General features: G+C 63.1%; 23 protein-coding genes. 13 read left to right on the forward strand and 10 right to left on the reverse strand.

The annotated features are described in order from the left end of the window. The 3 genes from VIE67_RS04835 to dtd form a co-directional block, all read right to left on the reverse strand. On the reverse strand, window positions 1-1,636 hold a 1,636-nt coding region (locus tag VIE67_RS04835), incomplete at its 3' end, for a PQQ-dependent sugar dehydrogenase (protein WP_332023815.1). Window positions 1,637-1,772: 136 nt separating this feature from the next. Further along, window positions 1,773-3,629 (reverse strand): RNA polymerase sigma factor RpoD, encoded by a 1,857-nt coding sequence (rpoD, locus tag VIE67_RS04840; protein ID WP_332023817.1) that lies wholly within the window; start codon window positions 3,627-3,629, stop codon window positions 1,773-1,775. A 140-nt stretch (window positions 3,630-3,769) separates the two neighbouring features. Further along, window positions 3,770-4,210, reverse strand: a complete 441-nt coding sequence (gene dtd, locus VIE67_RS04845) for a D-aminoacyl-tRNA deacylase (RefSeq protein ID WP_332023819.1) — start codon at window positions 4,208-4,210, stop codon at window positions 3,770-3,772. 97 nt (window positions 4,211-4,307) lie between these two features. Here dtd and VIE67_RS04850 point away from each other — a divergent pair, with 97 nt between their 5' ends. Continuing rightward, window positions 4,308-5,207, forward strand: coding sequence for an LpxL/LpxP family acyltransferase (locus VIE67_RS04850; RefSeq protein ID WP_332023821.1), 900 nt, complete (start codon window positions 4,308-4,310; stop codon window positions 5,205-5,207). A 118-nt stretch (window positions 5,208-5,325) separates the two neighbouring features. Here VIE67_RS04850 and VIE67_RS04855 read toward each other — a convergent pair whose 3' ends face one another. The 4 genes from VIE67_RS04855 to VIE67_RS04870 all read right to left on the reverse strand — a co-directional run bounded on the left by VIE67_RS04855 (window position 5,326) and on the right by VIE67_RS04870 (window position 9,279). Then, complete coding sequence (locus VIE67_RS04855) at window positions 5,326-5,652, reverse strand: tetratricopeptide repeat protein (RefSeq protein ID WP_332023823.1); 327 nt, start codon at window positions 5,650-5,652, stop codon at window positions 5,326-5,328. 14 nt (window positions 5,653-5,666) lie between these two features. Beyond that, window positions 5,667-6,980 carry a patatin-like phospholipase family protein gene (locus VIE67_RS04860; RefSeq protein WP_332023825.1) on the reverse strand — a complete coding sequence of 438 codons (1,314 nt, stop codon included), beginning with the start codon at window positions 6,978-6,980 and terminating at the stop codon, window positions 5,667-5,669. After that, a complete protein-coding gene (locus VIE67_RS04865; RefSeq protein ID WP_332023827.1) occupies window positions 6,977-7,759 on the reverse strand; it encodes a 3-hydroxybutyrate dehydrogenase in 783 nt (260 codons plus the stop codon). Before VIE67_RS04865 ends, VIE67_RS04860 begins: the two co-directional genes overlap by 4 nt. Before the next feature lie 125 nt (window positions 7,760-7,884). Then, window positions 7,885-9,279 carry a sigma-54-dependent transcriptional regulator gene (locus VIE67_RS04870; protein ID WP_332023829.1) on the reverse strand — a complete coding sequence of 465 codons (1,395 nt, stop codon included), beginning with the start codon at window positions 9,277-9,279 and terminating at the stop codon, window positions 7,885-7,887. A 292-nt stretch (window positions 9,280-9,571) separates the two neighbouring features. On the opposite strand from VIE67_RS04870, the gene VIE67_RS04875 reads away from it, so the two are divergent. From VIE67_RS04875 to plsB, 3 genes are all read left to right on the forward strand, one after another. Continuing rightward, on the forward strand, window positions 9,572-10,336 hold the full coding sequence (locus tag VIE67_RS04875) for a glycosyltransferase family 2 protein (RefSeq protein WP_332023830.1): 765 nt from the start codon (window positions 9,572-9,574) through the stop codon (window positions 10,334-10,336). A gap of 173 nt (window positions 10,337-10,509) precedes the next feature. Further along, the gene (locus tag VIE67_RS04880) at window positions 10,510-11,457 is read left to right on the forward strand and encodes a hypothetical protein (protein WP_332023832.1); all 948 of its coding nucleotides are present in this window, start codon (window positions 10,510-10,512) and stop codon (window positions 11,455-11,457) included. Between the two features lie 101 nt (window positions 11,458-11,558). After that, window positions 11,559-14,099: a glycerol-3-phosphate 1-O-acyltransferase PlsB gene (gene plsB / locus VIE67_RS04885; RefSeq protein WP_332023834.1), complete on the forward strand. Its 2,541-nt coding sequence runs from the start codon at window positions 11,559-11,561 to the stop codon at window positions 14,097-14,099. A gap of 63 nt (window positions 14,100-14,162) precedes the next feature. On the opposite strand, the gene VIE67_RS04890 is transcribed toward plsB, so the two are convergent. Beyond that, window positions 14,163-14,366 (reverse strand): YdcH family protein, encoded by a 204-nt coding sequence (locus VIE67_RS04890; RefSeq protein WP_332023836.1) that lies wholly within the window; start codon window positions 14,364-14,366, stop codon window positions 14,163-14,165. Between the two features lie 102 nt (window positions 14,367-14,468). On the opposite strand from VIE67_RS04890, the gene ttcA reads away from it, so the two are divergent. The 3 genes from ttcA to VIE67_RS04905 all read left to right on the forward strand — a co-directional run bounded on the left by ttcA (window position 14,469) and on the right by VIE67_RS04905 (window position 17,167). Then, window positions 14,469-15,338 (forward strand): tRNA 2-thiocytidine(32) synthetase TtcA, encoded by an 870-nt coding sequence (gene ttcA, locus VIE67_RS04895; protein ID WP_332023838.1) that lies wholly within the window; start codon window positions 14,469-14,471, stop codon window positions 15,336-15,338. A gap of 124 nt (window positions 15,339-15,462) precedes the next feature. Further along, window positions 15,463-16,380: a recombination-associated protein RdgC gene (locus VIE67_RS04900; RefSeq protein WP_332023841.1), complete on the forward strand. Its 918-nt coding sequence runs from the start codon at window positions 15,463-15,465 to the stop codon at window positions 16,378-16,380. Between the two features lie 31 nt (window positions 16,381-16,411). Continuing rightward, on the forward strand, window positions 16,412-17,167 hold the full coding sequence (locus VIE67_RS04905; RefSeq protein ID WP_332023843.1) for a M48 family metallopeptidase: 756 nt from the start codon (window positions 16,412-16,414) through the stop codon (window positions 17,165-17,167). On the opposite strand, the gene VIE67_RS04910 is transcribed toward VIE67_RS04905, so the two are convergent. Together VIE67_RS04910 and hemH are read right to left on the reverse strand one after the other, a co-directional pair. Then, window positions 17,164-18,054, reverse strand: a complete 891-nt coding sequence (locus tag VIE67_RS04910; protein WP_332023845.1) for an alpha/beta fold hydrolase — start codon at window positions 18,052-18,054, stop codon at window positions 17,164-17,166. The genes VIE67_RS04905 and VIE67_RS04910 overlap by 4 nt on opposite strands. Continuing rightward, window positions 18,041-19,096, reverse strand: coding sequence for a ferrochelatase (hemH, locus tag VIE67_RS04915; protein ID WP_332023847.1), 1,056 nt, complete (start codon window positions 19,094-19,096; stop codon window positions 18,041-18,043). The genes VIE67_RS04910 and hemH overlap by 14 nt, the downstream gene beginning before the upstream one ends. 250 nt (window positions 19,097-19,346) lie before the next feature. Here hemH and VIE67_RS04920 point away from each other — a divergent pair, with 250 nt between their 5' ends. The 6 genes from VIE67_RS04920 to VIE67_RS04945 all read left to right on the forward strand — a co-directional run bounded on the left by VIE67_RS04920 (window position 19,347) and on the right by VIE67_RS04945 (window position 22,783). Beyond that, window positions 19,347-20,282 (forward strand): DUF4394 domain-containing protein, encoded by a 936-nt coding sequence (locus VIE67_RS04920; RefSeq protein ID WP_332023849.1) that lies wholly within the window; start codon window positions 19,347-19,349, stop codon window positions 20,280-20,282. 95 nt (window positions 20,283-20,377) lie between these two features. Further along, window positions 20,378-21,031, forward strand: a complete 654-nt coding sequence (locus VIE67_RS04925) for a lipid-binding SYLF domain-containing protein (RefSeq protein ID WP_332023867.1) — start codon at window positions 20,378-20,380, stop codon at window positions 21,029-21,031. Window positions 21,032-21,096: 65 nt separating this feature from the next. Beyond that, complete coding sequence (gene tatA / locus VIE67_RS04930) at window positions 21,097-21,318, forward strand: Sec-independent protein translocase subunit TatA (RefSeq protein ID WP_332023852.1); 222 nt, start codon at window positions 21,097-21,099, stop codon at window positions 21,316-21,318. Window positions 21,319-21,337: 19 nt separating this feature from the next. Continuing rightward, a complete protein-coding gene (tatB, locus tag VIE67_RS04935; protein WP_332023853.1) occupies window positions 21,338-21,700 on the forward strand; it encodes a Sec-independent protein translocase protein TatB in 363 nt (120 codons plus the stop codon). Next, window positions 21,687-22,454 (forward strand): twin-arginine translocase subunit TatC, encoded by a 768-nt coding sequence (gene tatC / locus VIE67_RS04940; RefSeq protein ID WP_332023855.1) that lies wholly within the window; start codon window positions 21,687-21,689, stop codon window positions 22,452-22,454. Before tatB ends, tatC begins: the two co-directional genes overlap by 14 nt. A 158-nt stretch (window positions 22,455-22,612) precedes the next feature. Further along, on the forward strand, window positions 22,613-22,783 hold the full coding sequence (locus VIE67_RS04945; protein WP_332023857.1) for a hypothetical protein: 171 nt from the start codon (window positions 22,613-22,615) through the stop codon (window positions 22,781-22,783). Window positions 22,784-22,884: the final 101 nt, after the last annotated feature.

Genomic DNA, 22,884 nt, shown 5'->3' on the forward strand with positions numbered 1-22,884 from the left:
AGTAGCTCACCCGCCAAATCGAATTGGAGCCATCGTCGGTCACCAGCAGCGAGCCGTCGCGCGCGACGGCGATGCCGACTGGGCGGCCCCAGACATTGCCGTCGTCGAGCACGAAGCCGGTGAGGAAATCCTCGTATTCGCCGCTGGCGTGGCCGCTCTGGTGGCGCGGCACGCGGATGACTTCGTAGCCGGCGCGCGTGGACTTGTTCCACGAGCCGTGTTCGGCGGCGAAGATATCGCCCTGGTACTCGGCCGGAAATTGCGCGCCGTCGTAGAACGTGAGCTGCAGCGACGCGTTATGCGGTTGCAGCAGCACATCGGGCACGATGACGCGGTCCTTGAGTTCCGCGTGCTTGCCGGCGTGGCGCGGATCCTGGTGCGCGCCGATGTACCACCACGGCCAGCCGTAGAAGCCGCCTTCCTGTACGTGGGTGATGTAGTCGGGCACGAGGTTGTCGCCGAGGCCGTCGCGTTCGTTGACCGAACACCACAGCTCGCCGGTTTTCGGATCGACCGCGAGGCCGACCGGATTGCGGATGCCGGAGGCATAAACATGCATGTCGCTGCCGTCCGCATTGTATACAAGTATATCCGCGCGATTTTTCTCGCCCGGCGTCGTGTCCGGATCGTCGACGTTGGATCCTGAGCCGACCGCCACGAACATGCGTTTGCCGTCGAGCGAGAAGCGGATGTCGCGCGTCGAATGACCGCCGCTCGGCAGCGCGGCCAGTTGCTCCGGCTGGGCGCGTGCGTGCAGATCACCGTTGCGGTAGGCGAAGCGCACGACGGCATCGGTGTTGCCGATATACAGCCACTGCGGATCGGGACCGGGCGGATAGAACGCGATGCCGAACGGCTGGTGCAGGCCGCTGGCGAACACTTCGGTTTGTTCGGGTTTGCCGTCCGTAGTCAGGCCACGAAACACGCGGATCTGTCCGCCGCGCGTTTCGGCGACGAAGACGTCGCCATTCGGCGCGGTGCGGATCAGGCGCGGATTGTCGAGGCCGCTGGCGAACTGCTCGACCTTGAATCCGGGTAGCGTCTTGGGCCACGCGTTTGCTGGCCGCGCCACGATACGCGCTCCATTGCCGGCCGAACCGGTCGCATACGGCGCGGGCAGATCGGCGGCCGTGATCCTGCGCGTTGTGCCCGGGGATTCATAACGGAAATCGGTGAACGGGGCGATCGGCGCCGGTGTGCTGATGGCTCCCGGTGCAGAAGCAGGACTCGTCGTTGCAGGCGCACCTTGCGCGAGCTTGTCGGATTTCAGATAGGCGACGATCTGCCAGCGCTCGGTCTCGGCCAGTGCGCTCCACGCGGGCATGCCGTTGTTCACATCGCCCTGTGTGATGAACCAGAACAATTCGCCGGCGTTTGCCGTTTGCGTTGCGCCTGCCGTCAGTGCTGGTGCATCACCCTGGCCTTCGCCCTTGGCGCCGTGACAGGCTGAGCAATTCGTGGCGTAAAGCGAGTGCCCCGTAGCGACAGCGGCCGTTTGTCCTGCCAACGGATTTTTCGCCGCGCGCGAGTTTGCCGGCGCTTGATGGAAAGCGGTTTCTTGGGCGCTCAATGGCGAGGTCACATTGCCGGCGATAAGCGCGCCCAGGCACAGCATTGAAAAAACTTGGCGGATCATGCGGCTTCTCCTGCGCCAACGAGTTGCCTGCGAATGGTAGCCACAGTCGCGTTGCCGGGAAGTGAACAGAAATTCACCGGGCAAAAACGACAAAGGCCGGCAAGCCGGCCTTTGCGTTGGGTTGTGACGCGGCGAGCTACTCCAGATCGAGGAACGAACGCAGCTGCTCCGAACGGCTCGGATGACGCAGCTTGCGCAACGCCTTGGCTTCGATCTGGCGGATGCGTTCGCGGGTGACGTCGAACTGTTTGCCGACTTCCTCCAGCGTGTGGTCGGTGTTCATGTCGATGCCGAAGCGCATGCGCAGCACTTTGGCTTCGCGCGGCGTCAGGCCGCCGAGCACGTCGCGCACGGTTTCGTGCAGACCGGTGCCGGTCGCCGCATCGACGGGCGATTCGATGCTGGTGTCCTCGATAAAATCACCCAGATGCGAATCCTCGTCGTCGCCGATCGGCGTCTCCATCGAAATGGGTTCCTTGGCGATCTTGAGCACCTTGCGGATCTTGTCCTCGGGCATTTCCATCTTGATCGCGAGTTCTTCCGGCGTCGGTTCGCGACCCATTTCCTGCAGCATCTGGCGGCTGATGCGGTTGAGCTTGTTGATCGTCTCGATCATGTGCACCGGAATGCGGATCGTCCTGGCTTGGTCGGCGATGCTGCGCGTGATCGCCTGGCGAATCCACCAGGTGGCGTAGGTCGAGAACTTGTAGCCGCGGCGGTATTCGAACTTGTCGACCGCCTTCATCAGGCCGATGTTGCCTTCCTGGATCAGGTCGAGGAACTGCAGGCCGCGATTGGTATACTTTTTCGCGATCGAGATGACCAGGCGCAGGTTGGCCTCGACCATTTCCTTCTTCGCGCGGCGCGCCTTGGCCTCGCCGATCGACATGGCGCGGTTGATTTCCTTGATGTCGGCCAGCGACAGGTACAGCGCTCGTTCCAGCGCGATGAGCTTTTCCTGCTCGCCGAGGATTTCCTCGCGATGCGCCTTCACCGCCGACGACCACTTCTGTTTCTTGCGGATGATCTCGTCGGCGAACTTGAAGTTGGTCTCGTTCGACGGAAACGCCTTGAGGAAATCCTTGCGCGGCACGCGCGACTGCTTGATGCAGATGTCCATGATCACGCGCTCGTGCGCACGGATGTTGGCGACGACCTCGCGCAGCTTGCGCACGAAGGCATCGATCATGATCGATGGCAGCTTGAGCTTGAGGAAAGCCTCGGCCATCTGCTTGCGCAGCTTCTGCGTCTTCTTGTCCTCGGTACCGACCTTGTCCGCGCTCTTCTGGAACTTCGCATACAGCGTGCGCAGTTCTTCCATGCGGCGCGTGACTTCCACCGGATCGGGGCCGGTTTCGCCGGGACCGGCTTCCTCGGCGTCGGCGGCCTCTTCCTCGTCGTCCTTCGCCGGCACGGCGCCGCCGACCTCGACTTCGAGCTGTTGTTCGTTGACCTCCAGACCCGGCACTTCGATATCGACGAAACCGGTCAGCACTTCGGACAGGCGCTTGCGCCCTTCGGTGTGCTGATCGTATTCCTCGACCAGCAGCTGGATCGACCACGGGAAACTGGCCAGCGAAGTCTGGACCTGATTGAGGCCTTCCTCGATGCGCTTGGCGATCGCGATTTCGCCCTCGCGCGTGAGCAGTTCGACCGTACCCATCTCGCGCATGTACATGCGCACGGGGTCGGTAGTGCGGCCGACTTCGGCGTCGACCGCCGAGAGCACGGCGACGGCTTCCTCGGTCGCGGTCTCGTCATCGGTGGCGACCGGAGTTTCCGGCAGGATCGTCTCGCCATCGGGCGCGACTTCGTGCACCTCGATGCCCATGTCGTTGATCATGCCGATGATGTCTTCGAGCTGCTCCGGATCGACGATGTCGTCGGGCAGGTGGTCGTTGACTTCGGCGTAGGTCAGGTAGCCCTGTTCCTTGCCCTTGATGATCAGGGTCTTGATTTCGGATTGTTGCTGGCTTTGGGTTTCTGCGTTCATGGAATCGGGTACTGCAAGCAAAGACTGAGAAGTATAGGCGGCCTGTCAAGGTCGAAGCCGGCGCCAGCCGGCTGAGGGTGAGCCATGGATGGCGATCGGAGAGTAGGAAGCCAAGGATGGCGGCTTACCACCGGCCGCGATCACCGCGCCTCCAGCCAAAACGTCACCGGCCCGTCGTTGACCAGACTCACCATCATATGGGCGCCAAACCGCCCGATTTCCACTGGCGAATGGCGACTTTTTGCCAATTCGACCAGCCGCGTGAACCAGCGCTCGCCCTCGGCCGGCGTCGCCGCAGTGCTGAATCCCGGGCGCATGCCCTGATGCGTATCCGCGGCCAGCGTGAATTGCGATACCAGCAGCAGGCCGCCGCCGGTTTGCATGAGTGAGCGGTTCATGCGGCCCTCGGCGTCGGCGAAGATGCGATAGCCGAGCAGGCGCTCGAGCAGGCGCTGGGTCTGCGCGTCGCCATCGCCCGGCTGCACCGCAACGAGCGCGAGCAGGCCCGCATCGATGCGGCCGACGGTTTCCCCGGCAACCTCGACGTGCGCCGCGCTGACGCGCTGGATCAGGGCGATCATGCAAAGCCTCGAACGAAACGAATCGCCGCGATACTCGTCGGCGCCATCCTCGCGGTCAAGGGCTACAATCCCGCGTTGTCATGGCCTGAGCATCCCCTTGCGCTGGTATATCGCGATACTTTACGGATTGCTGCGCCTTGTCGGCCGGTTGCCGCTGCGCTGGCTGCACGCAACGGGTGCGGCCATCGGCTGGCTGCTCGGTCGCATCGACAATCCGCTGCGGCGCAAAGCGGTGCAAACCCTGTCCCTGGTCAATACGCAATTTGGCGACGAACGGGGTCATTTTCTGCACGCCTCGCTGGTCGAGGCAGGCAAGTCCTTTGTCGAAATCGCCAAGATCTGGACCGGCGATCCGCAGCGCACGCTTGCGCTCGTACGCACCGTAAACGGCGGCGAACTGTTCGATGCCGCGCTGGCGGAGAAACGCGGACTGATCGTTGCCGCGCCGCATCTGGGCTGCTGGGAGTTGCTCAATTACTGGTTGTGCAGCCGTACGCCGATCGCGATCGCCTATCGGCCGCCGCGCCGTGCCGAACTCGAACCGCTGCTGCTGCGTGCACGCGGTGGTCTCGCCGCCGAACAGGTGCGCGCCGAAGGCAGCGCGGGCGTGCGCAAATTGTTCAAGCGGCTTTCGACTGGCGGGGTCATCGGCATCCTGCCCGATCAACAACCCAAGCAGGGCGAAGGCGAGTTCGCGCCGTTCTTCGGCACACCTGCATCGACCATGGTGCTGTTGTCGCGCCTCGCCCAACGCACCGGCGCTACGGTGCTGTTCGCGTTCGTCGAGCGCCTGCCGCGGGGCGCGGGTTATACGCTGCATTTTCTGCCCGCGCCCGCGCAGATCGCGGACACCGATCTGGCCGTCGCTGCCGCTGCGCTCAACCGCGGCATTGAGGATTGCGTGCGCCTCGCGCCGACGCAATACCAGTGGCACTACAAGCGCTATTCGGCGCCGCCGAACGTTGCCGGCGCCGGGACGGAAAGCGGGAAAAATTAGACGCGCTGCGTTATTCCAACCGTAAATCAATCCGACAAGAATTCGTCATTCCGACAATCCCTGCCGGGACGACGTTGCTCTTTTGACTTGGAATTGGAATTAGGCCAGCGCGCTGGCTTCAACTGGCTCTTTCCAGGCGCCGCAAAAATACCGTCATTTCCTTCTGCGCCTGCACGTCCCCATGCGCGGCCGCGGCGGCGATGCCCGCACGGTAGGCGTCGGTCGCTGCCGCCGTATCGCCCGCATCGACCAGCGCCTTGCCGAGCAGCTTCCATGCGGCCGAATAGTCGGGATCGAATTCCACCGCGCGGCGCAGCTCAGCGATTGCTGCCGTGTGCTCGCCTTTCGCGACGAGCGAATTGGCTATCGACACGCGCAGCAGGGCGCCGTCGCGCGGGCCGCCGACCAGGCGGCGCAGCTGGTTGAGTACGTCATCGCCGGGCATGACGCGAGAGTCGTTCAGCGATGCACATCGTGCGTGATCACACCCTGGCGGCGCGACGGCGGCAGGAAGAATTCCGGGTGCGCGAGCGTGCGTTGCATGTCGTTCAGGCCAGCGCGCCAGTGTTCGCGCATCGTGCTCGGCGCGAACGCGTAGTCCTTGTACTGTTCTTCGTAGGGTTTGGTTTTGTAGATCAGATGGATGATGTTGTAGACGCGATCGGACAGCCAAGGTTGCAGTTCCTTGCGTACCGAGGCGGAAAGATGCGCGGCAGGAATTTCCTTGAGCAACGCGTCGAGCGTGGTGCGCAGATCGTGCATCTGTTGCACGACGCTGGTGTTGAAGCGCGTGCGACTGGAATATTGGATGTCCTTCTGGCGTTCGAGCACTTCGGTCAGATTGCGCGGCAGGATGCCCTGCGCACGCCACAGGTCGACCTGAAACACGAGACAGTCGCAACGCGGCTCGTCGCCGAGTACGTGATCGAGCGGCGTGTTGGAGACGACGCCGCCGTCCCAGTAATGCTCGCCGTCGATTTCCACTGCGGCAAATGCCGGCGGCAGCGCACCCGAGGCCATGACGTGCTCGACGCGGATCTTCCGTTTGTACTCGCCGTAGTTGTCGAAGTTGATGAAATTGCCCGTGCGCACATTCACTGCGCCGACCGAGAAACGCACATCGGCATGGTTAATGCGGTCGAAGTCGACGAATTCCTCGAGCGTCTGTTTCAACGGTGCGGTACTGTAGAAACTCCTCGTCGCCACGCCGTGGGTCAGACCCGAATACGGCGGCGGTATACGCGGCACGTAGAAGCCGCTTTGTCCGTAGAGCATCGCCGCCAGCGCGCCCTGCGAATTGGCCCAAGCCATGGTGGACTTGTGCAGTGGCAGCGCATTGAGCCATTGCTGCTGCCAGTCGAGCGCCTCCTTTGCGAGCGGCACGGCCGGAATCGAAATGCGATTCCAGAATTCGTGCAGGCGTTCGACGCGTTGCTCGGGCGCGTTGCCGGCAAGCAGTGCCGCATTGATCGCGCCGATCGAAATGCCGGCGAACCAGTTCGGCTGGATGCCGGCCTTGTGCAGGCCTTCGTAGACGCCGCATTGATACGACCCGAGTGCGCCGCCGCCCTGCAGGACCAGCGCGATCGTGGCGTAGCTTCGTGCCGATTCGACCGGCGTGGCGACCGGCTTGCGCGCGGGCGCGGTGGCCGGTTTGGCGGACCGCGCGCTCGGCGCGGGTTTCGCCGACTTGGTCGCAGCGAGTGCGGTCTTGAGCGTCGCGGCAGCGCGCTTCGGCGCAGCCCGCGGTGTCTTGCGGCGAATCGCGCTCATTGCATGAACCAGCCGTGGCTGACGACGAGCGATTGTCCGGTCAGCGCATTGGTCTCGAAACCGGCGAGGAACAGCGCGCAGTTGGCCACGTCATCGACCGTGGTGAACTCGCCATCGACGGTGTCCTTGAGCATCACGTTCTTGATCACGTCGGCTTCGGAGATACCCAGTTCCTTGGCCTGCTCGGGAATCTGTTTCTCGACCAGCGGCGTGCGCACGAAGCCGGGGCAGATCACATTCGCGCGCACGCCCTTGGCCGCGCCTTCCTTGGCCACGACCTTGGCCAGGCCGATCAATCCGTGCTTGGCGGTGACGTAAGGCGCTTTGAGTTTCGAGGCTTCCTTCGAATGCACCGAACCCATGTAGATGATGGCGCCACCCTTGCCCGCCGCATACATGTACTTGAGCGCCGCGCGCGTGGTCAGAAACGCGCCGTCGACATGGATCGCCATGAGTTTTTTCCAGTCGGCATAGCTGAAGGTGTCGATCGGATTGACGATTTGTATACCCGCATTCGAGACCAGGATGTCGATGCTGCCCAGATCCTTGACGCATTTGTCGACGCCGGCTGCGACTGCCGCTTCATCGGTCACGTCCATCACGATCGCGGTCGCGTTGACGCCGCGCGCGCGGATCTCGGCAGCGGCGGACTCCGCTGCCGCCTGATTGATATCGGCGATCGCGATATGCGCGCCATTGTCCGCATACACCTCGGCGATGCGCTTGCCGATGCCGCTCGCGGCGCCGGTGATCAGGGCGACTTTGCCTTTTACGCTCATGTTCCAGTCCTCATCGTAGTTAAATCAAAATCCTTCGCCGCAAAGTACGCAAAAGACGCAAATCTAAAAGATTTCTTGAATCTGTTCTTTTTGCGTTCTTTGCGTACTTTGCGGCCAATAGAGCTTTATTCTTCGCGCGCAATCGTGCGCACATCGACGCCGAGATCGCGCAGTTTGCGATACAAATGCGTCCGCTCCATGCCGACCATCTTGGCCAGACGCCCGACGCTGCCGCCCGCATCCTGCAACTGGCGCAACAGATACGCGCGCTCGAACTGCTCGCGCGCTTCACGCAACGGCAGATTGAAATCGATGCCCGACGTCGTTGCCGGCGTCGCGACTTCCTCGCGTGGTGCGCGCCCTGCTGCGCTGCCGAGTGCTGCTTCGACCTCGGCCAGTTCGATTTGTTCGCTATTGCCCATGATCAACAGGCGCTGCACGAGATTGCGCAGCTCGCGCACATTGCCCGGCCAGTCGTGATTGCGCAGACGATTCTGCACGGCGACCGGAAAATGCCGATATGGCAGCTTGTCGCGGCTGGCGAAGAAATCGCCGTACAGGCGCAGCAGCTCGGGCACATCCTCGCTGCGCTTGCGCAACGGCGGCACCGCCAGCGGCACGACGTTGAGCAGGTAATACAGCTCCTCGCGGAACAGGCCGGCCTTGATTTGCGCCTCGAGATTCTGCGCGGTCGCCGCGATCACGCGCAGATCGAGCACCACATTGCCCGCGCCGCCGCTGCGCACCAGGGCGCGGCGTTCGAGCACGCTCGACAGGCGCTGCTGCAGTTCCGGATCGAGCTCGGCGACCTCGTCGAGGAACAGCGTGCCACCGTTGGCCTGTTCGAGCAGGCCCTGTTGCACGCCGTTCGCGTCTTCCGCGCCGAACAGCGCGACCACCAGATGCTCGCGCGGAATGCTGCCCGGCGCGACGGCGACGAACGCACCGCTGCGCCGCGACGAGCGTGCGTGCAGCCAGCGTGCGAGGGTTTCCTTGCCGGTGCCCGCCTCGCCCTGGATCAGGATCGAGGTTTCGTGCTGTGCGAGTTTGTCCAATTGGGCGCGCAGTGCGGTCATCGCCTTGCTCGACCCGACCGGTTCCAGTGGCAGCGCGAGTTGCTCGCGCAGGCCGTCGTTTTCGCGCTTGAGCCGGCTCGCTTCACGCGCGCGCTCGATCGTGAGCAGCAGTTTCGCCAGCGAAATGGGTTTTTCGACGAAATCGTAGGCGCCCAGACGGGTCGCTTCGACGGCGGTCTCGACCGTGCCGTGGCCCGACATCATGATCACCGGACAGGTGAGCGCCCCGGTAGCGGCCCATTCGCGCAGCAGGCTGATGCCGTCGAGCTCGGGCATCCAGATATCGAGCAGGATCACATCCGGCCGGATCTGCGTGCGTGCTTCGCGCGCGGCCGCGGCGCTCGCGGCAAGGGTGACCTGATAGCCCTCGTCCTCGAGAATTTCCTTCACCGTCGAGCGGATATCCGGCTCATCGTCGACCACCAATACACGTCCGGAAGCCATGCGCCATCTCTGTTGCGAAAATGCAACGGCTAGGATAGCGCATTGAGGCTGGACCTGTGATCAAAGCTGAAGATTGAACCACGGAGTACACGGAGAACACGGAGGAAGAGCCACAGGCAAAGCACTCACCGCAAAAGACGCAAAAGACACGAAGAAGTTCGGCGAATAGTTCACAACTTCGTTCTTTTTCGCGTTCTTTGCGTCTTTTGCGGCGAAAATCTGCTTCTGCTGTTCTCCGTGTTCTCCGTGTTCTTCGTGGTTCAGTCTTTGGCTGTTGCGCTAATCTGCACGCATGGCCACGCCGATTTCCGCCTGCATCATCACGCTCAACGAGGCCGATCGCATCGACGCCTGCCTGGATTCGTTGGCGTTTTGCGATGAGATCCTCGTCGTCGATTCGGGATCGAGCGACGACACCCGCGAACGCGCCGTGGCCAAAGGCGCGCGCGTGATTGAACACGTCTTCGTCGGCTACCGCACGCAGAAGGATTTCGCTGTGCGCGCGGCGCGTCACGACTGGGTGCTGTGCGTCGATGCCGACGAGTGCGTGACGCCGGCCCTGCGCATGGCGATCCAAGCGCGGCAGGCGCAGGCATTCGCCGACGCCAGCGGCTATCGCTGCGCGCGCGCAACCGAATATTTCGGAGCGTTTCTGCGCCACGGCAACGCCTATCCGGATCGGGTGCTGCGCCTGTTCGATCGCCGTCGCGGCGGGTTTCGCGGCGAACGCGAGATTCACGAACACGTCAGCGTCGACGGCACGGCCGCCACGCTCGCCGGCGATCTCGAACATCACGCCTATCGCTCGCTCGGCGATCAGCTCGCGCGGCTTGAACGCTATGCGCGGCTGATGGCCGAGCATCTGCATGCAAGTGGCAAGCACGCGCATTTGTACAAAATCGTGGTCAACCCGTTCTGGCGTTTCCTGCGCGGCTATGTCCTGCGTGCGGGTTTTCTCGACGGCTGGCGCGGCCTGGTTTATGCCTATGTCGAGGCGAACTACGTGCGCCAGAAGTTCATCAAGCTGTGGCTGCTCGAGCGCGGCGCGCGGCTTTAAGAACAACCGCGCCGTTGGCCGGATCGCGCGACCAACAAGGTGCCAACAGCACGAGCGACGGTACCGCTTGCGCGCCGCGCGCAGGCGCAGTGCCAACTTCTGCGGCTCGCTTGCCAAGTCCGCGGGGCCTCACTAGAGTTCCCACTCTTTGCGGCACTCCATCGGGGAAGATCATGTCCACCAAGCTTATGCGTTTCGCCTTTCTGCTGGCGCTTGCCGGCCTTGTTGCCGCGTGCGGCAAGAACGAAGAACAGGCGGCAAACAAGGCGGCGGTTCCGGCCGCGCCAGTTGCAGTGCCGACGGCGACGCCCGATGCGGCGATTCTCACCGCCGTGCGCATGCTGCGCGCAAACGACATCAACGGCCTGCTCACCGCGGCGCTGCCCGCGGCGCAACTGGCCAAGATCAAGACGGACTGGACCCAGCACCTGACCAAGGATCCGATCACCGACGAGGATCGCAGGAAGTTCGCCGATCAGATGACCAGGCTCACCGCGCCGGGCGCCGAGGACAAGATCTACGCCGACATCGAGCCGCAATTGAAGAAGTTCGACAAGGAAGGCGCCGCGCAGATGCCGATGATGATCGCGATGGGCCAGGGTTTCGTGCAGAGTTCGATCCAGCAGAGCAAGGACCTCAGCGACGAGCAGAAGAAACAGTCCGCCGCGCTGGTCGATGCGACCGCGAAGTGGGCGCAGGGCGTGAAATTCACCGACCCGGCCCTGGTCAAGGGCGCAATCGCGGCGATCTGCAAGACCGCGCGCGATCTGAACCTGAAATCGCTCAATGAGGTGCGTGCGCTGTCCTACGATCAGGGCATGCTCAAGGCAGGCATCGCGCTGGGCGGTTTGAAACAGGTGCTGGCCGTGTATGGCCTGTCGCTGGACAAATCACTCGACTCGATCAAGGTCGAAACCGTGAGCACGACCGGCGATGCAGCCAAGGTCAAGGTGACCTACTCGGCGTTCGACCAGCCGTTCACCACCGAAAGCGATCTGCTCAAGGTCGACGGCAAATGGTACGGCAAGCAGGCGATCGAGAGGTGGCAGAAAGAGCAGGCGCAAGCTGCGGCCACTGCGGCCAATCCGCCCGCAACGCCGCCGGCTCCGGCGGCCAAATAGTCCAGACGATGGGCGACCTTCGACGGCGCCTGCGGGCGCCGTCGCTGTCTGCATAGCCGCACTTTGCAGTCGCTTTACGCCGCGTTGCGTACAATCTGACGATGGACGATCGATCCGCATTGTCTCCGGCCACGCCGATCGCACCGCGTGCGCCATGGTGGTTGCGTGCGCTCGGCGCGCTCGCCGAGCCGTGGCTGCGCATCAAGCGCGAGCCGGTCGATCCGCGTGCGGCCTGCGATCCGGCGGTGCCGGTGTGTTATGTGATCGAACGCTATGGCTTGTCCGACGCGCTGATACTCGAGCAGGCCTGCCGCGAAGCCGGCATGCCCGAACCGCTGCGGCCGTTCGATATTGCCGGCGTCGCCAGGCAGCGCGCGATGTTCGCGCTGTCGCGCCGTGACGGCTGGTGGTTCCAGCGTCCGCGTTCGCGCACGCATTCGGAAACGCTGGCGCAGTTGCTCGACGCGTCGCGCGCGCATTCCGATCTGGATGTGCAACTGATTCCGGTATCGATCTTCGTCGGCCGCGCGCCGGATCGCGAATCGGGCTGGTTCCGTGTGCTGTTCGCGGAAAACTGGGGTGTGGTCGGCCGCTTTCGGCGTCTGCTCGCGATCCTCCTCAACGGGCGTGGCACGATCGTGCAATTCGCCACGCCTATCTCGCTGCGCAGCGTGCTGGCGAGCGAGCGCGATGCGCCGAACACGCTGCGCAAGGTTTCGCGCGTGCTGCGCGCGCATTTCCGCCGCCAGCGCGCGATGGTCATCGGGCCCGATCTTTCGCATCGGCGCACCCTGATCGACGGCGTGCTCAATGCCGCGCCCGTGCAGAGCGCGATCGATACGACCGCGAGCAAGGAGAACGTCAGCAAGGAGCAGGCGACGAACAAGGCGCGCGACTTCGCCTGGGAAATCGCCGCCGATCTGTCGCATCCGTTCGTGCGTTCGGTTTCGTTCCTGCTCACCGGCTTGTGGGACAAGATCTACCACGGCGTGCAGATGCATCACTTCGACAAGCTGCGTGCGATCGCGCCGGGCCACGAAGTCATCTACGTGCCCTGCCACCGCAGTCATATCGACTATCTGTTGATGTCGTATCTGCTGTATCGCAACGGCATGGTGGTGCCGCATATCGCCGCCGGGCAGAATCTCAATTTGCCTGTACTCGGCGCGATCCTGCGGCGCGGCGGTGCGTTTTTCATGCGCCGCAGCTTCAAGGGCGATCCCCTGTATTCGACCGTGTTTCGCGAATACATGAGCCAGTTGTTCGCGCGCGGCGTGGCGCTCGAATACTTCATCGAAGGCGGGCGTTCGCGCACCGGACGTCTGTTGACGCCGCGCGGCGGCGTGCTGTCGATGACCCTGCGCAGTTTCCTGCGCGAATCGCATCGGCCGGTCGTGTTCCAGCCGGTGTATATCGGCTACGAAAAAATCATGGAAGGCGATTCGTATATCGGCGAGCTGTCCGGCAAGCCGAAGGAGAAGGAATCGCTGCTCGGCCTGTTCCGCGCTTTCGGCAAACTTCGCGAAAACTACGGCAAAGTTGCGGTGAACTTCGGCGAACCGGTGTTTCTGGCGCCACTGCTCGATGGCGTCGACGCCGATTGGCGCGCGGCAACCGCCGATCCGGAAGGCAAGCCTGCATGGCTCGGTCGCGCGGTGGATGCGCTGGCCGAACGCATCCAGATCAATATCAACCGCGCGGCCGACGTAAACCCGATCAACCTGCTCGCGCTCGCGCTGCTGGCAACGCCCAAGCACGCGATGGCCGAGGCCGATCTCCTCGCGCAGATCGATCTGAGCCGCGCCCTGCTGACTGCCCTGCCCTATTCGGATCGGCTGACGATCACCGAACTCAGTGCGGCCGAGATCATCGCCTATGGCGAGAACATGCGCGCGATTGCGCGCATCGAGCATCCGCTCGGCGACGTGCTGACTTGCGAAGGCAAGAATGCGGTGCTGCTCAGTTATTTCCGCAACAACGTGCTGCATCTCACGGCGACGGCGGCCTGGGTCGCCTGCTGCTTCCTCAACAACCGGCGCATGGCGCGCACCGCGATCGTGCGCCTTGGACGCCTGGTCTATCCCTATGTCCAGGCCGAGCTGTTTCTGCCGTGGAGCGCGGATGAGTTCGATGCGCACCTCAACGCCACGATCGATTTTTTCGTCGCGCGCGGCCTGCTGCAGGCGGACGCAAAAAACCGCTCGCTGACGCGCGGCGCGGGTCAAAGCGATGGTGCGTTCCAGTTGCGCGTCATCGCGCGGACCCTGCTGCAGACGATCGAGCGCTATTACATGGCGATCGCCGCGCTGGTGCGCAACGGACCCAATACGCTCTCCGGCGTGGAACTGGAAAACCTGTGCACGCTGACCGCGCAGCGTCTGTCTCTGCTGCACGAACTGAATGCGCCGGAATTTTTCGACAAGTCCCTGTTCCGCGGGTTTATCCAGAAGCTGCGCGAACGCCGCGTGATCTGGGCCGACGCGAACGGCAAACTCGAGTTCGACCCGGACCTCGAAAATGTGGTGCGTGACGCCAAGCTGATCCTGAGCCGCGAAATTCGCCACGGCATCCTCAAGCTGACGCCGGAACGGCGCGATGCGCTGGCCGCGGAAGCGGACGGCGAAGCTGCGCCGCCGGAATAGGTCGCAGCGGAACCGCGATCAGACATCATTGCTGGTTTTAGCGACGGCGGACACGCGCCCAAGTCACGCGTCGAGATCGGGAATCAGCTTGCTCTCGAGATAGGCGATCATGTCCTTGAGGCGCAGCTTGCGTTTCTTCATGCGCTTGAGCTGCACTTCGTCGCAATGCCCATCGTCCGTCATCTGCGCGATGGCGCTGTCGAGATCGCGATGTTCGATGCGCAATTCGACCAGTTGACGAGTGATGTCGGAAGGGTCCAGCGGCACGCGGCGCTATCCGTTTCGCAAGAATGACCCAGTGTAACGCGTGCGCGTCGCGTCCGGCATTGGCCGTACAATATCGCCCGATTCCCGCTACCGATTCGTCCCATGAACGTGCTTGCCGCGCAACACATCGACGCCCACAAATTGGCCAAGCGGTTGCGCCGTCAGGTCGGGCAGGCGATCGCCGACTACAACATGATCGAGGATGGCGACCGGGTCATGGTGTGCCTGTCCGGCGGCAAGGATTCCTACACCCTGCTCGATCTGCTGCGTCAGTTGCAGGCCAAGGCGCCCGTGCGCTTCGAACTCGTCGCGGTGCATCTGGACCAGAAACAACCCGGCTATGACCCCGATGTATTGCCTGCCTACCTGCATTCGATCGGACAGCCGTTCGAGATACTCGAACAGGACACCTATAGCGTCGTGCAGCGTGTGATACCGGTGGGCAAGACCATGTGCAGCCTGTGTTCGCGCCTGCGCCGCGGCGCGCTGTATGCGCATGCCGAGCGCGCCGGATTCAGCAAGATCGCGCTCGGTCATCATCGCGACGATCTGGTGGAAACCCTGTTCCTCAACATGTTCTATCAGTCGACGCTCAAGTCGATGCCGCCGAAGCTGCAGTCCGACGACGGCAGGCATGTGCTGATCCGGCCGCTGGTCTATTGCAGGGAAAGCGATATCACCGAGTACGCCGAAGCGAAAGCGTTCCCGATCATGCCCTGCAATCTGTGCGGCTCGCAGGAAACCCTGCAGCGCAAGGCGATCAAGCAGATGTTGTGCGAGTGGGAACGAAAGACGCCGGGGGGTATCGAAAACGTGTTCCGTTCGTTGACCTCGGTCGCGCCTTCGCATCTGGCCGACCGCGAGCTGTTCGATTTTGCCGCGCTCGGATCACGTAACCCGCAGCTGCCGCCGGGCATGGCGGATTGGTTGCTCGGCGATGCATCAGTCGAGATGGCGCCGCTATTTTCATAAGCAAAGCAGTTCACCGCGAAGAACGCAAAAGACGCAAAGAAATCAAGACCGTTTTTTTCGCGTCCTTTGCGTCCTTTGCGGTGAATGAGCTTTTGATCTTCCATCTTCAGGAAAACCTTCCCTCATGTGGTTTCGCAATCTGACCCTGTTTCGCTTTTCTTCCGCAATCGCCAAATCTCTCAAATCCCTGGAGTCCGACCTCGACAAAAAGCGCCTGCGCCCCTGTGGCCCGATCGAATTGGCCACGCGCGGCTTTGTTTCTCCGTACGGCCGCGGCGAAACGCCGCTGGTCCATCGCGTCGGCAAGTTCGCGTTGCTGACCATCGGTGGCGAGGACAAATTGCTACCATCTTCGGTGATAAATGATGAATTAGCTGGACGTTTGCAGAAGATCGCCGAAAAAACAGGGAAAAGAATTGGTGCGCGCGAGCGCAAACGCTTGAAAGAAGAGGTGTTGACCGACCTTTTGCCTCGCGCTTTCATACGGCTGTCAAAGCGAAATGCTTATCTGGACATGGAAAACGGCTGGCTGGTCGTCGATACTGCAAGCAGGAAGGCGGCCGAGGACACCGTCAGTCAGTTACGCGAGGCGCTTGGATCGTTTCCGGCGACGCCGGTCATGGCCGAAGAAGCCCCACGCACGCTGATGACGGACTGGCTCAGTTCGGGCAAGTTGCCCGCCGGATTGAGATTGGGCGACGAATGCGAACTGCGCGATCCGGTCGAGGCCGGCGCGGTGGTGCGCTGCCGGCGCCAGGAGCTTGAAACCGACGAGGTGCGGGAGCATCTCAAATCGGGTAAGCAGGTGTTTCAGCTGGCTCTGGTATTCGACGAGCGCTTGAGCTTCACGCTTGGCGAAGATCTGGTGGTGCGCAAACTGCGGTTTCTCGATCAGATTCAGGATGAACTCGGCGACAACGCAAAGGAAAATGCCATCGCCGAACTCGACGCCGTGCTGGCGTTGATGACCCTGGAGCTGCTGCGCCTGTTCGCAAAGATGGAAGAGTGGTTCGGATTACCCAGGCCCACGGAACGCAAGTAGTTTCGTTGTTGGGCCAGTCAATGAGAAACGTATGCACCTGCCCGACAACTATCTTGAACTCGCGACGCCGACCGGCGATACGATCAAGGTATTGCGCGCCGCGCATCCACGTGCGCGGCGGCTGCGCCTGACCGTCACCTCAGGTGGCGCGCGCGTGTCGTATCCGTCGGGCACGCATCCGGCGCAGGTGTTCGCGTTCCTGCGCAAGCACGCGAACTGGCTCGAACGCAAACTCGACGAATTGCAAATCGAGGATCAGCCGCCACCGCTGTTGCCGGGCCGGCCGACCCTGATTCCGCTGCGCGGCGAGACCACACGCATGGTCTGGCGCGACGGCGCGTTTCCGCGCATCGACTATGCCGACGACCGGCTGCTGCTAACCCTGCCCAAACCGCATAACAAACGCACCTTGGGTGCGGCGCGCTCGCTGCTGCATTCGTTTCTGCAGGCGCAAATCCGCCGCGATGTGTCGCGCCATCTCGCACGCTATGTACCCGAACTCGGCTATGCGCCGACCGCCATCCGGGTCAAGCCGCTGAAGAGCCTGTGGGGCAGCCTCGACACGCGCGATTGCGTCACCCTCGATCTCGCGCTCGCGCTGGCGCCGCCAGAAGCATTGAAGTACGTGGTCATCCACGAGCTGTGCCATCTGCGCTACCGCGATCACTCGCCGCGTTTTTGGGCCCTGGTCGGCTCGCTATACCCCGACTGGCAAACCCAGCGCGACTGGCTCAAGACACGCGGACATGCGCTCAAGGCGGAGCTGGCGCGCTTGATCCAGGCTTAGTGATCTTTACTCGATGACGGCGCAGCAGCAGGTTCGTGCTGTCGCATAAAACGAAGTATTTCGCGCGCCACCGGTTCGGCATCTTCCAGATGCAGATGGTGATTGCCGGGCAGACGCACGAGCTCCAGATTCGCTACTTCTTGCGCGCGCTCAAGAATCGTTGCCTCGGGAATCGGTAGCGCCATCGGCTCGGCAAGGATCAACTGGCTCGGCGCGCGGATGCCGCGCAAGAGTGCCGGGATCTGCGCTTCGGCATAGCGCTGCGGCAAGGCCGGCATCAAGCGCGGATCGGACGACCACGACCATCCGCCCGGCACCGGTTTCAACCCGCGTGTCACCAGCGTTTCTGCAGCTCGATGGGAAAGGCCGCCCGCTTTCTGGCGTGCACGGATCGCCTGCTCGGGCTGCGCGAACACGCGCAAGGGTTTGTCTTCCAGTTCCTTGCGCTGGGTCAGTGCGCGCTGCAATTGCGTGAGCGACTGCTCGTTCGCCATCGTGTTCGGACCGATCAGTTCGATCAGCAGCAGGTTTTGCACGCGCTGCGGACAGGCCGCTGCGATCAGGCTGGCGATACCCGCGCCAAGCGAATGGCCGAGCAGATGAAAACTCGGCCATTGCAGCGCATCGGCTGCCGCGAGTACGTCGCCCGGATAGTCGACGAAGTGGTACCAGGCGCCCGGCGGACGATGCTGCGAGCGGCCATGGCCGGGCAGATCGAGTGCAACAATGTGGAAATGTGGACAAAGCAGCAGCGCGAGCGCATCGAAGCTCGCGGCATTGTCGAGCCAGCCGTGCAGGGCCAGCAGACGCGGCAGGGCAGGGTCGCCCCAGGCGCGCGCGGCCAGGCGTAGATGCGCCAGGTCGAGGCTCAACTCACGCGCTTGCAAGCGGACCCTCTGCGATCGATTCGAATCCCGGCCAGCCGCTCGCGTGACGCCGGATCAGGGCGCTGAGCGCGCGCACGTGCGCCGCGCTGTCGTTCAGCGCGGGAATATAGTCGAGCCGCTCGCCACCGGCGGCGAGAAACGTTTCGCGGTAGCGCAGCGCGATTTCTTCCAGCGTTTCCAGACAGTCCACCGCGAAACCCGGGCACAGCACCTGCACGCGGCGCAGGTTCTCGGCCGGCCAGCGGCGCAGCAATTCGTCGGTGTACGGCTGCAGCCACGGTTCGCGGCCAACGCGCGATTGAAAACTCACGGCCATCTCGTCTTCGTTGAGTTCAAGGCGCTCGCGCAGCAGGCGCGCCGTGGTCTGGCATTGATCGAAATACGGATCGCCCGCATCCACGCAACGCTGTGGCAGACCATGAAACGAGAGCAGCAGGCGTTGCGCGCGGCCATGCTCGCGCCAGTACTCACGCACGCTCGTGGCCAGCGCATCGATGCAATTCGTATCGTCGTGGTAGTCGTTGACGAAGCGCAGTTCCGGCGGCCAGCGTAAACGCGTCAGCGCCCTGGCCGTGGCGTCGAAGGCCGAACCGGTCGATGCGGCGGAGAATTGCGGATACAGAGGCAGCACCAGCAGCCGGCGCACACCGGCAGCCTGCAGCGCCGCGATCGCCGGTGCTAGCGCAGGCTCGCCGTAGCGCATCGCGAGTGCGACCTTCACCGGCGTTCCCCGGCGGATCAAATCTTCCTGCAAGGCCGCCGTCAAAGCCTCGCTTTGCACGCGCAATGGCGAGCCCTGCGGCGTCCAGATGCTCGCATACGCGCGCGCCGAACGCGCTGGGCGCACGCGCAGGATCACCCCGTGCAGGATCGGCCACCATAGCCAGCGCGACGTTTCGATCACGCGTGGATCCGACAGGAATTCGGCGAGGTAGCGGCGCACGGCCGCCGTGGTCGGTGCCGTGGGCGTGCCGAGATTGACCAGCAGCACGCCGATCCCGGGCGGATGTGCAGGTGCAGGTGGCGGCGCAGGGTCGGGCATGGCGAAGCGGTTTCCGGAATTGAGGGGCGGGTGCGCAGCGACTGCCGGCCCAATATCTTGGGATAGTGCCAACCGCGGACCGCAAAGGCTACGGCGGCGAGGCGAGCGCCGCTTCAGGCAGGAATCACCTGTCCATTGCAGTGTAAGACCTTGTTTTTCCTAGGTGGCGTGGTATTATCCGGCGGTCGCGGCTTCGCCCGCCGCGACTGACGATTATCAAAACTATTATATAAAATTAAAGAGTGGTTCGATGTCGCTGCGTGCCCTCATCGCCGGGCTTCTGCTTGTTGTCGCCTGCGCTCCCCTGAGCGCGGCGCCGATTGCCTATGGCGAATCCATCGCCAACGTCAACGCACAAAGCCAAGGCACACTCTACCGTATCGATCTCGCCACCCGCACCGCCAACCTGATCGGGGCGGCGGGTCTGGTCGGCGGCGCTTATACGTACAACGTGCGTGGTTTGAGCTTTGCACCCGGCGGCCAGCTTTACGCGGTGTCCGAAGATCTCGCTGTCCTGCTGCAAATCAGCGCCGCGACCGGCAAGGCGACGGTGATCGGCGCGCTGAATACGCCGTCCAATGCCACGCAGGATCTGAGCATGGCGTTCACCTGCGACGGCAAGGCCTGGCTGGCCTCCGGCACCACGGGTAATTTCTGGCAGGTCAACACGAGCACCGGTGCGACGACCTTGGTCGGCAACCTCGGCAGCACAATCACCGGTCTCGCCGCGCAGGGCAACATCCTGTACGGCACCGGCAGCCAAGCCAACCAGAATCTGTACACGATCGATACGACCAATGCGAAAACCGCGCTGGTCGGCGCTTACGGCGGCACCACGGGAGCCGTGCACACGATCAGTCCGGGTTTCGACAGCAGCGGTCAGCTATGGGCGATTCTCGACAACAATCCCGGTTACAACACCAACACGATCGAGACCTGGAGCAACCTTGCGCAAATCGATCCGACCGGGGCGATGGCCAAGCTCGGCACAATTACTGGCGCGACCTTGGTCAGTGGCGTCGGCCTGATCGGTCTGGCGATCGCGCCGCCGGTCTGCGGCGTCGGCGATCCGAACGTCGGTGGACCCCACCCGACTCCCGCGTTGTCGAGAACGGGCTTGCTACTGCTCATGCTGTCGTTGATCGCGCTCGCCGGAGCCGGAATGCGGATGCGCCGCCGTTCGTGATCCCGTTTTCATCGCGTTCATGCCCGGCGCGGTACCTTCGAAACCCCTTCCAAGCGAGGACCGACGCCTTGAAATCCTGGCCATGTTTGCTTTTTATACTTTTTGCGGCGGTGCTTGCGCCAGGTGCGCGCGCGGGTGAGGCAGAAGTACAGCGCGCCGAGAATGCGGTGCGCGTCCTGCGCGAAGTCCTGCAGGCACCGGATCGGCGCGTGCCGAGCGACATGATCGCCAACGCCTACGCCGTCGCGGTGATCCCCGACGTGATCAAGGCCGGCTTCGTGATCGGCGGACGGCATGGGTTGGGTCTGATTTCGGTGAAGACCGACAACGGCATCTGGAGCAATCCGAGCTTCATCAGCATGTCCGGCGGCAGCATCGGCTTTCAGGTTGGCGTCTCGTCGACCGACGTGATCCTCGTGTTTCGCACCCAGCGCGGCGTCGATTCGATCGTGCATGGCAAATTCACCCTTGGCGCGGACGCGTCCGCCGCCGCCGGCCCGGTCGGGCGTACCGCACAGGCCTCGACCGATGCGCAACTCAAGGCGGAGATCTATTCCTACTCGCGCGCGCGCGGGCTGTTCGCCGGCGCGGCGCTGGATGGCTCGGTCATCTCCATCGACAACGATGCGAACGCGGCGGTTTACGGCGAAGGCATCACGCCGCGGCGCATCTTCGCCGGCGGCGTCAGCAATGTGCCCAATGCGGTCGTCGACTTTCGCGACCGTCTGGAGGAGTATACTTCGCACTGACTTGCGCGAAGCATGCCCGCAGCATCCCGTGCGCAACGTGGTCGAACAGGTTTCGGAGAGACGCAATGGGTAGCTGGAGCATTTGGCATTGGCTGGTCGTGCTGGCCATCGTGGCGCTGGTCTTCGGTACCAAGCGCCTGCGCAATATCGGCGAGGACGTGGGCGCGGCGATCAAGAGTTTCCGCAAGGGCATGGCCGATCCCGACGGCCAGGCGCAACTGAAAGCCGATCCGCCGACGCAGGCCGCGAACAGCGAGAACAAGTCCGAGCGCGTCGACTCCAAATAGGTAGCGACGGAGCGGCCGCATGTTCGACTTCAGTTTTGGCGAGATCGGCCTGGTCGCTGTCGTCGCCCTGCTCGTGCTGGGTCCCGCACGGCTGCCCAAGGTCGCACGCACCGCGGGTGCGCTCGTGCGGCGCGCACGCTCCAGCTGGCAGAACGTGCGTGACGAGATCGAGCGCGAGCTCGCCGCCGAGGATTTGAAGCGCAGCTTCCACGAAGCGCAACAGGTCGCGGTCGATCTGCGCAGCGAGGTCGCAAGCGCCTCGGTCGAGATCGAGTCCTCCGCGGCCGATGTCGCGGCGCCGAAACCGCCGGCCGGCGCGGACCCGGCTGGCGAGAGCCATACGATCCGACCCCCGGCGGGGACACACGATGAGCGACACTGATCCGGGCGCGGACGGCGAGCAGTCCTTCATCTCGCATCTGGTCGAATTGCGCGAACGTCTGCTCAAGGCGACGGCGACGGTGCTGATCGTGCTGGTGGTGCTGATTCCGTTCTCGAACCGGCTCTACGGCTGGCTCGCCTTGCCCTTGATCGCGCATCTGCCACAGGGTGGCAGCATGATCGCGACCGAAGTCGTGTCGCCGTTCCTGACGCCGATCAAGCTTGCCTTCTTCGTCGCCTTGATGATCGCGATGCCGGTCGTGCTGTACCAGCTGTGGGCCTTCGTCGCGCCGGGCTTGTACAAGCACGAGAAAAAGCTGGCGACGCCGATTCTCGTTTCGGCGGTGATCCTGTTCTACATCGGCTGTGCGTTTGCCTATTTTCTGGTGCTACCAGCGGTTGCGAAGTTCATGAGCGGGGTGGCGCCGACCGGCGTCGCGGTGATGCCGGATATCGGACATTATCTCGATTTTGCGCTGACGCTTTTCCTCGCCTTCGGCCTTTGCTTCGAGGTGCCGGTCGTGCTGGTGATTCTCGTTGCGGTCGGCATGGTCACGCCGGCGCAGCTGGCGGGCAGCCGGCGCTATGCGATCGTCGGCGCGTTCATCCTCGCCGCGATTTTCACGCCGCCGGATGTGCTGTCGCAAACCATGCTGGCGATACCGATGTGCCTGCTGTACGAACTGGGCATCGTCGGCGCACGCCTGGTGACGCGCACGCAGACCGAAGATCGCCCGGGGGCGAGCGGCGCCTGAAGCGACGCTTTTTTTGCGCCGCAGCGTTGTGGCGCAACCGGTCTTGTATCATTGTCACAAAATGCAAAGTGCTGCATTTGCACGTTTGCAATTCAAACGCGCGGGTATACAATGCGGCGGCAGTCCTGATTGCAACCAAACCCTATTCGGAGTGACCTATGGCAAAGAACGAAGAAACCCGCGACGCCAGCCTGCGCGTCTCCAAGAAAGTGCGCGATGCGCTGAAAGCCGCTGCCGCAAACGCGGGCCGTCCCCTGTACGATGTGACCAACGAAGCGATCAGCAATTTCCTCGCCAAGGCGCCAGCTGCGCGCAAGGCGAAGAAGTAAGCAACAGGCCACGCCAGAATTGTGTGTCCGCAGCTTCAGTGCTGCGGGAGGGGGAAAACAAAAACGGCCGCTCGGCCGTTTTTGCATTCAGGGATGTTGCA

The sequence above is a fragment of the Rudaea sp. genome (genome assembly GCF_036560865.1).
GTDB lineage: Bacteria > Pseudomonadota > Gammaproteobacteria > Xanthomonadales > Rhodanobacteraceae > Rudaea.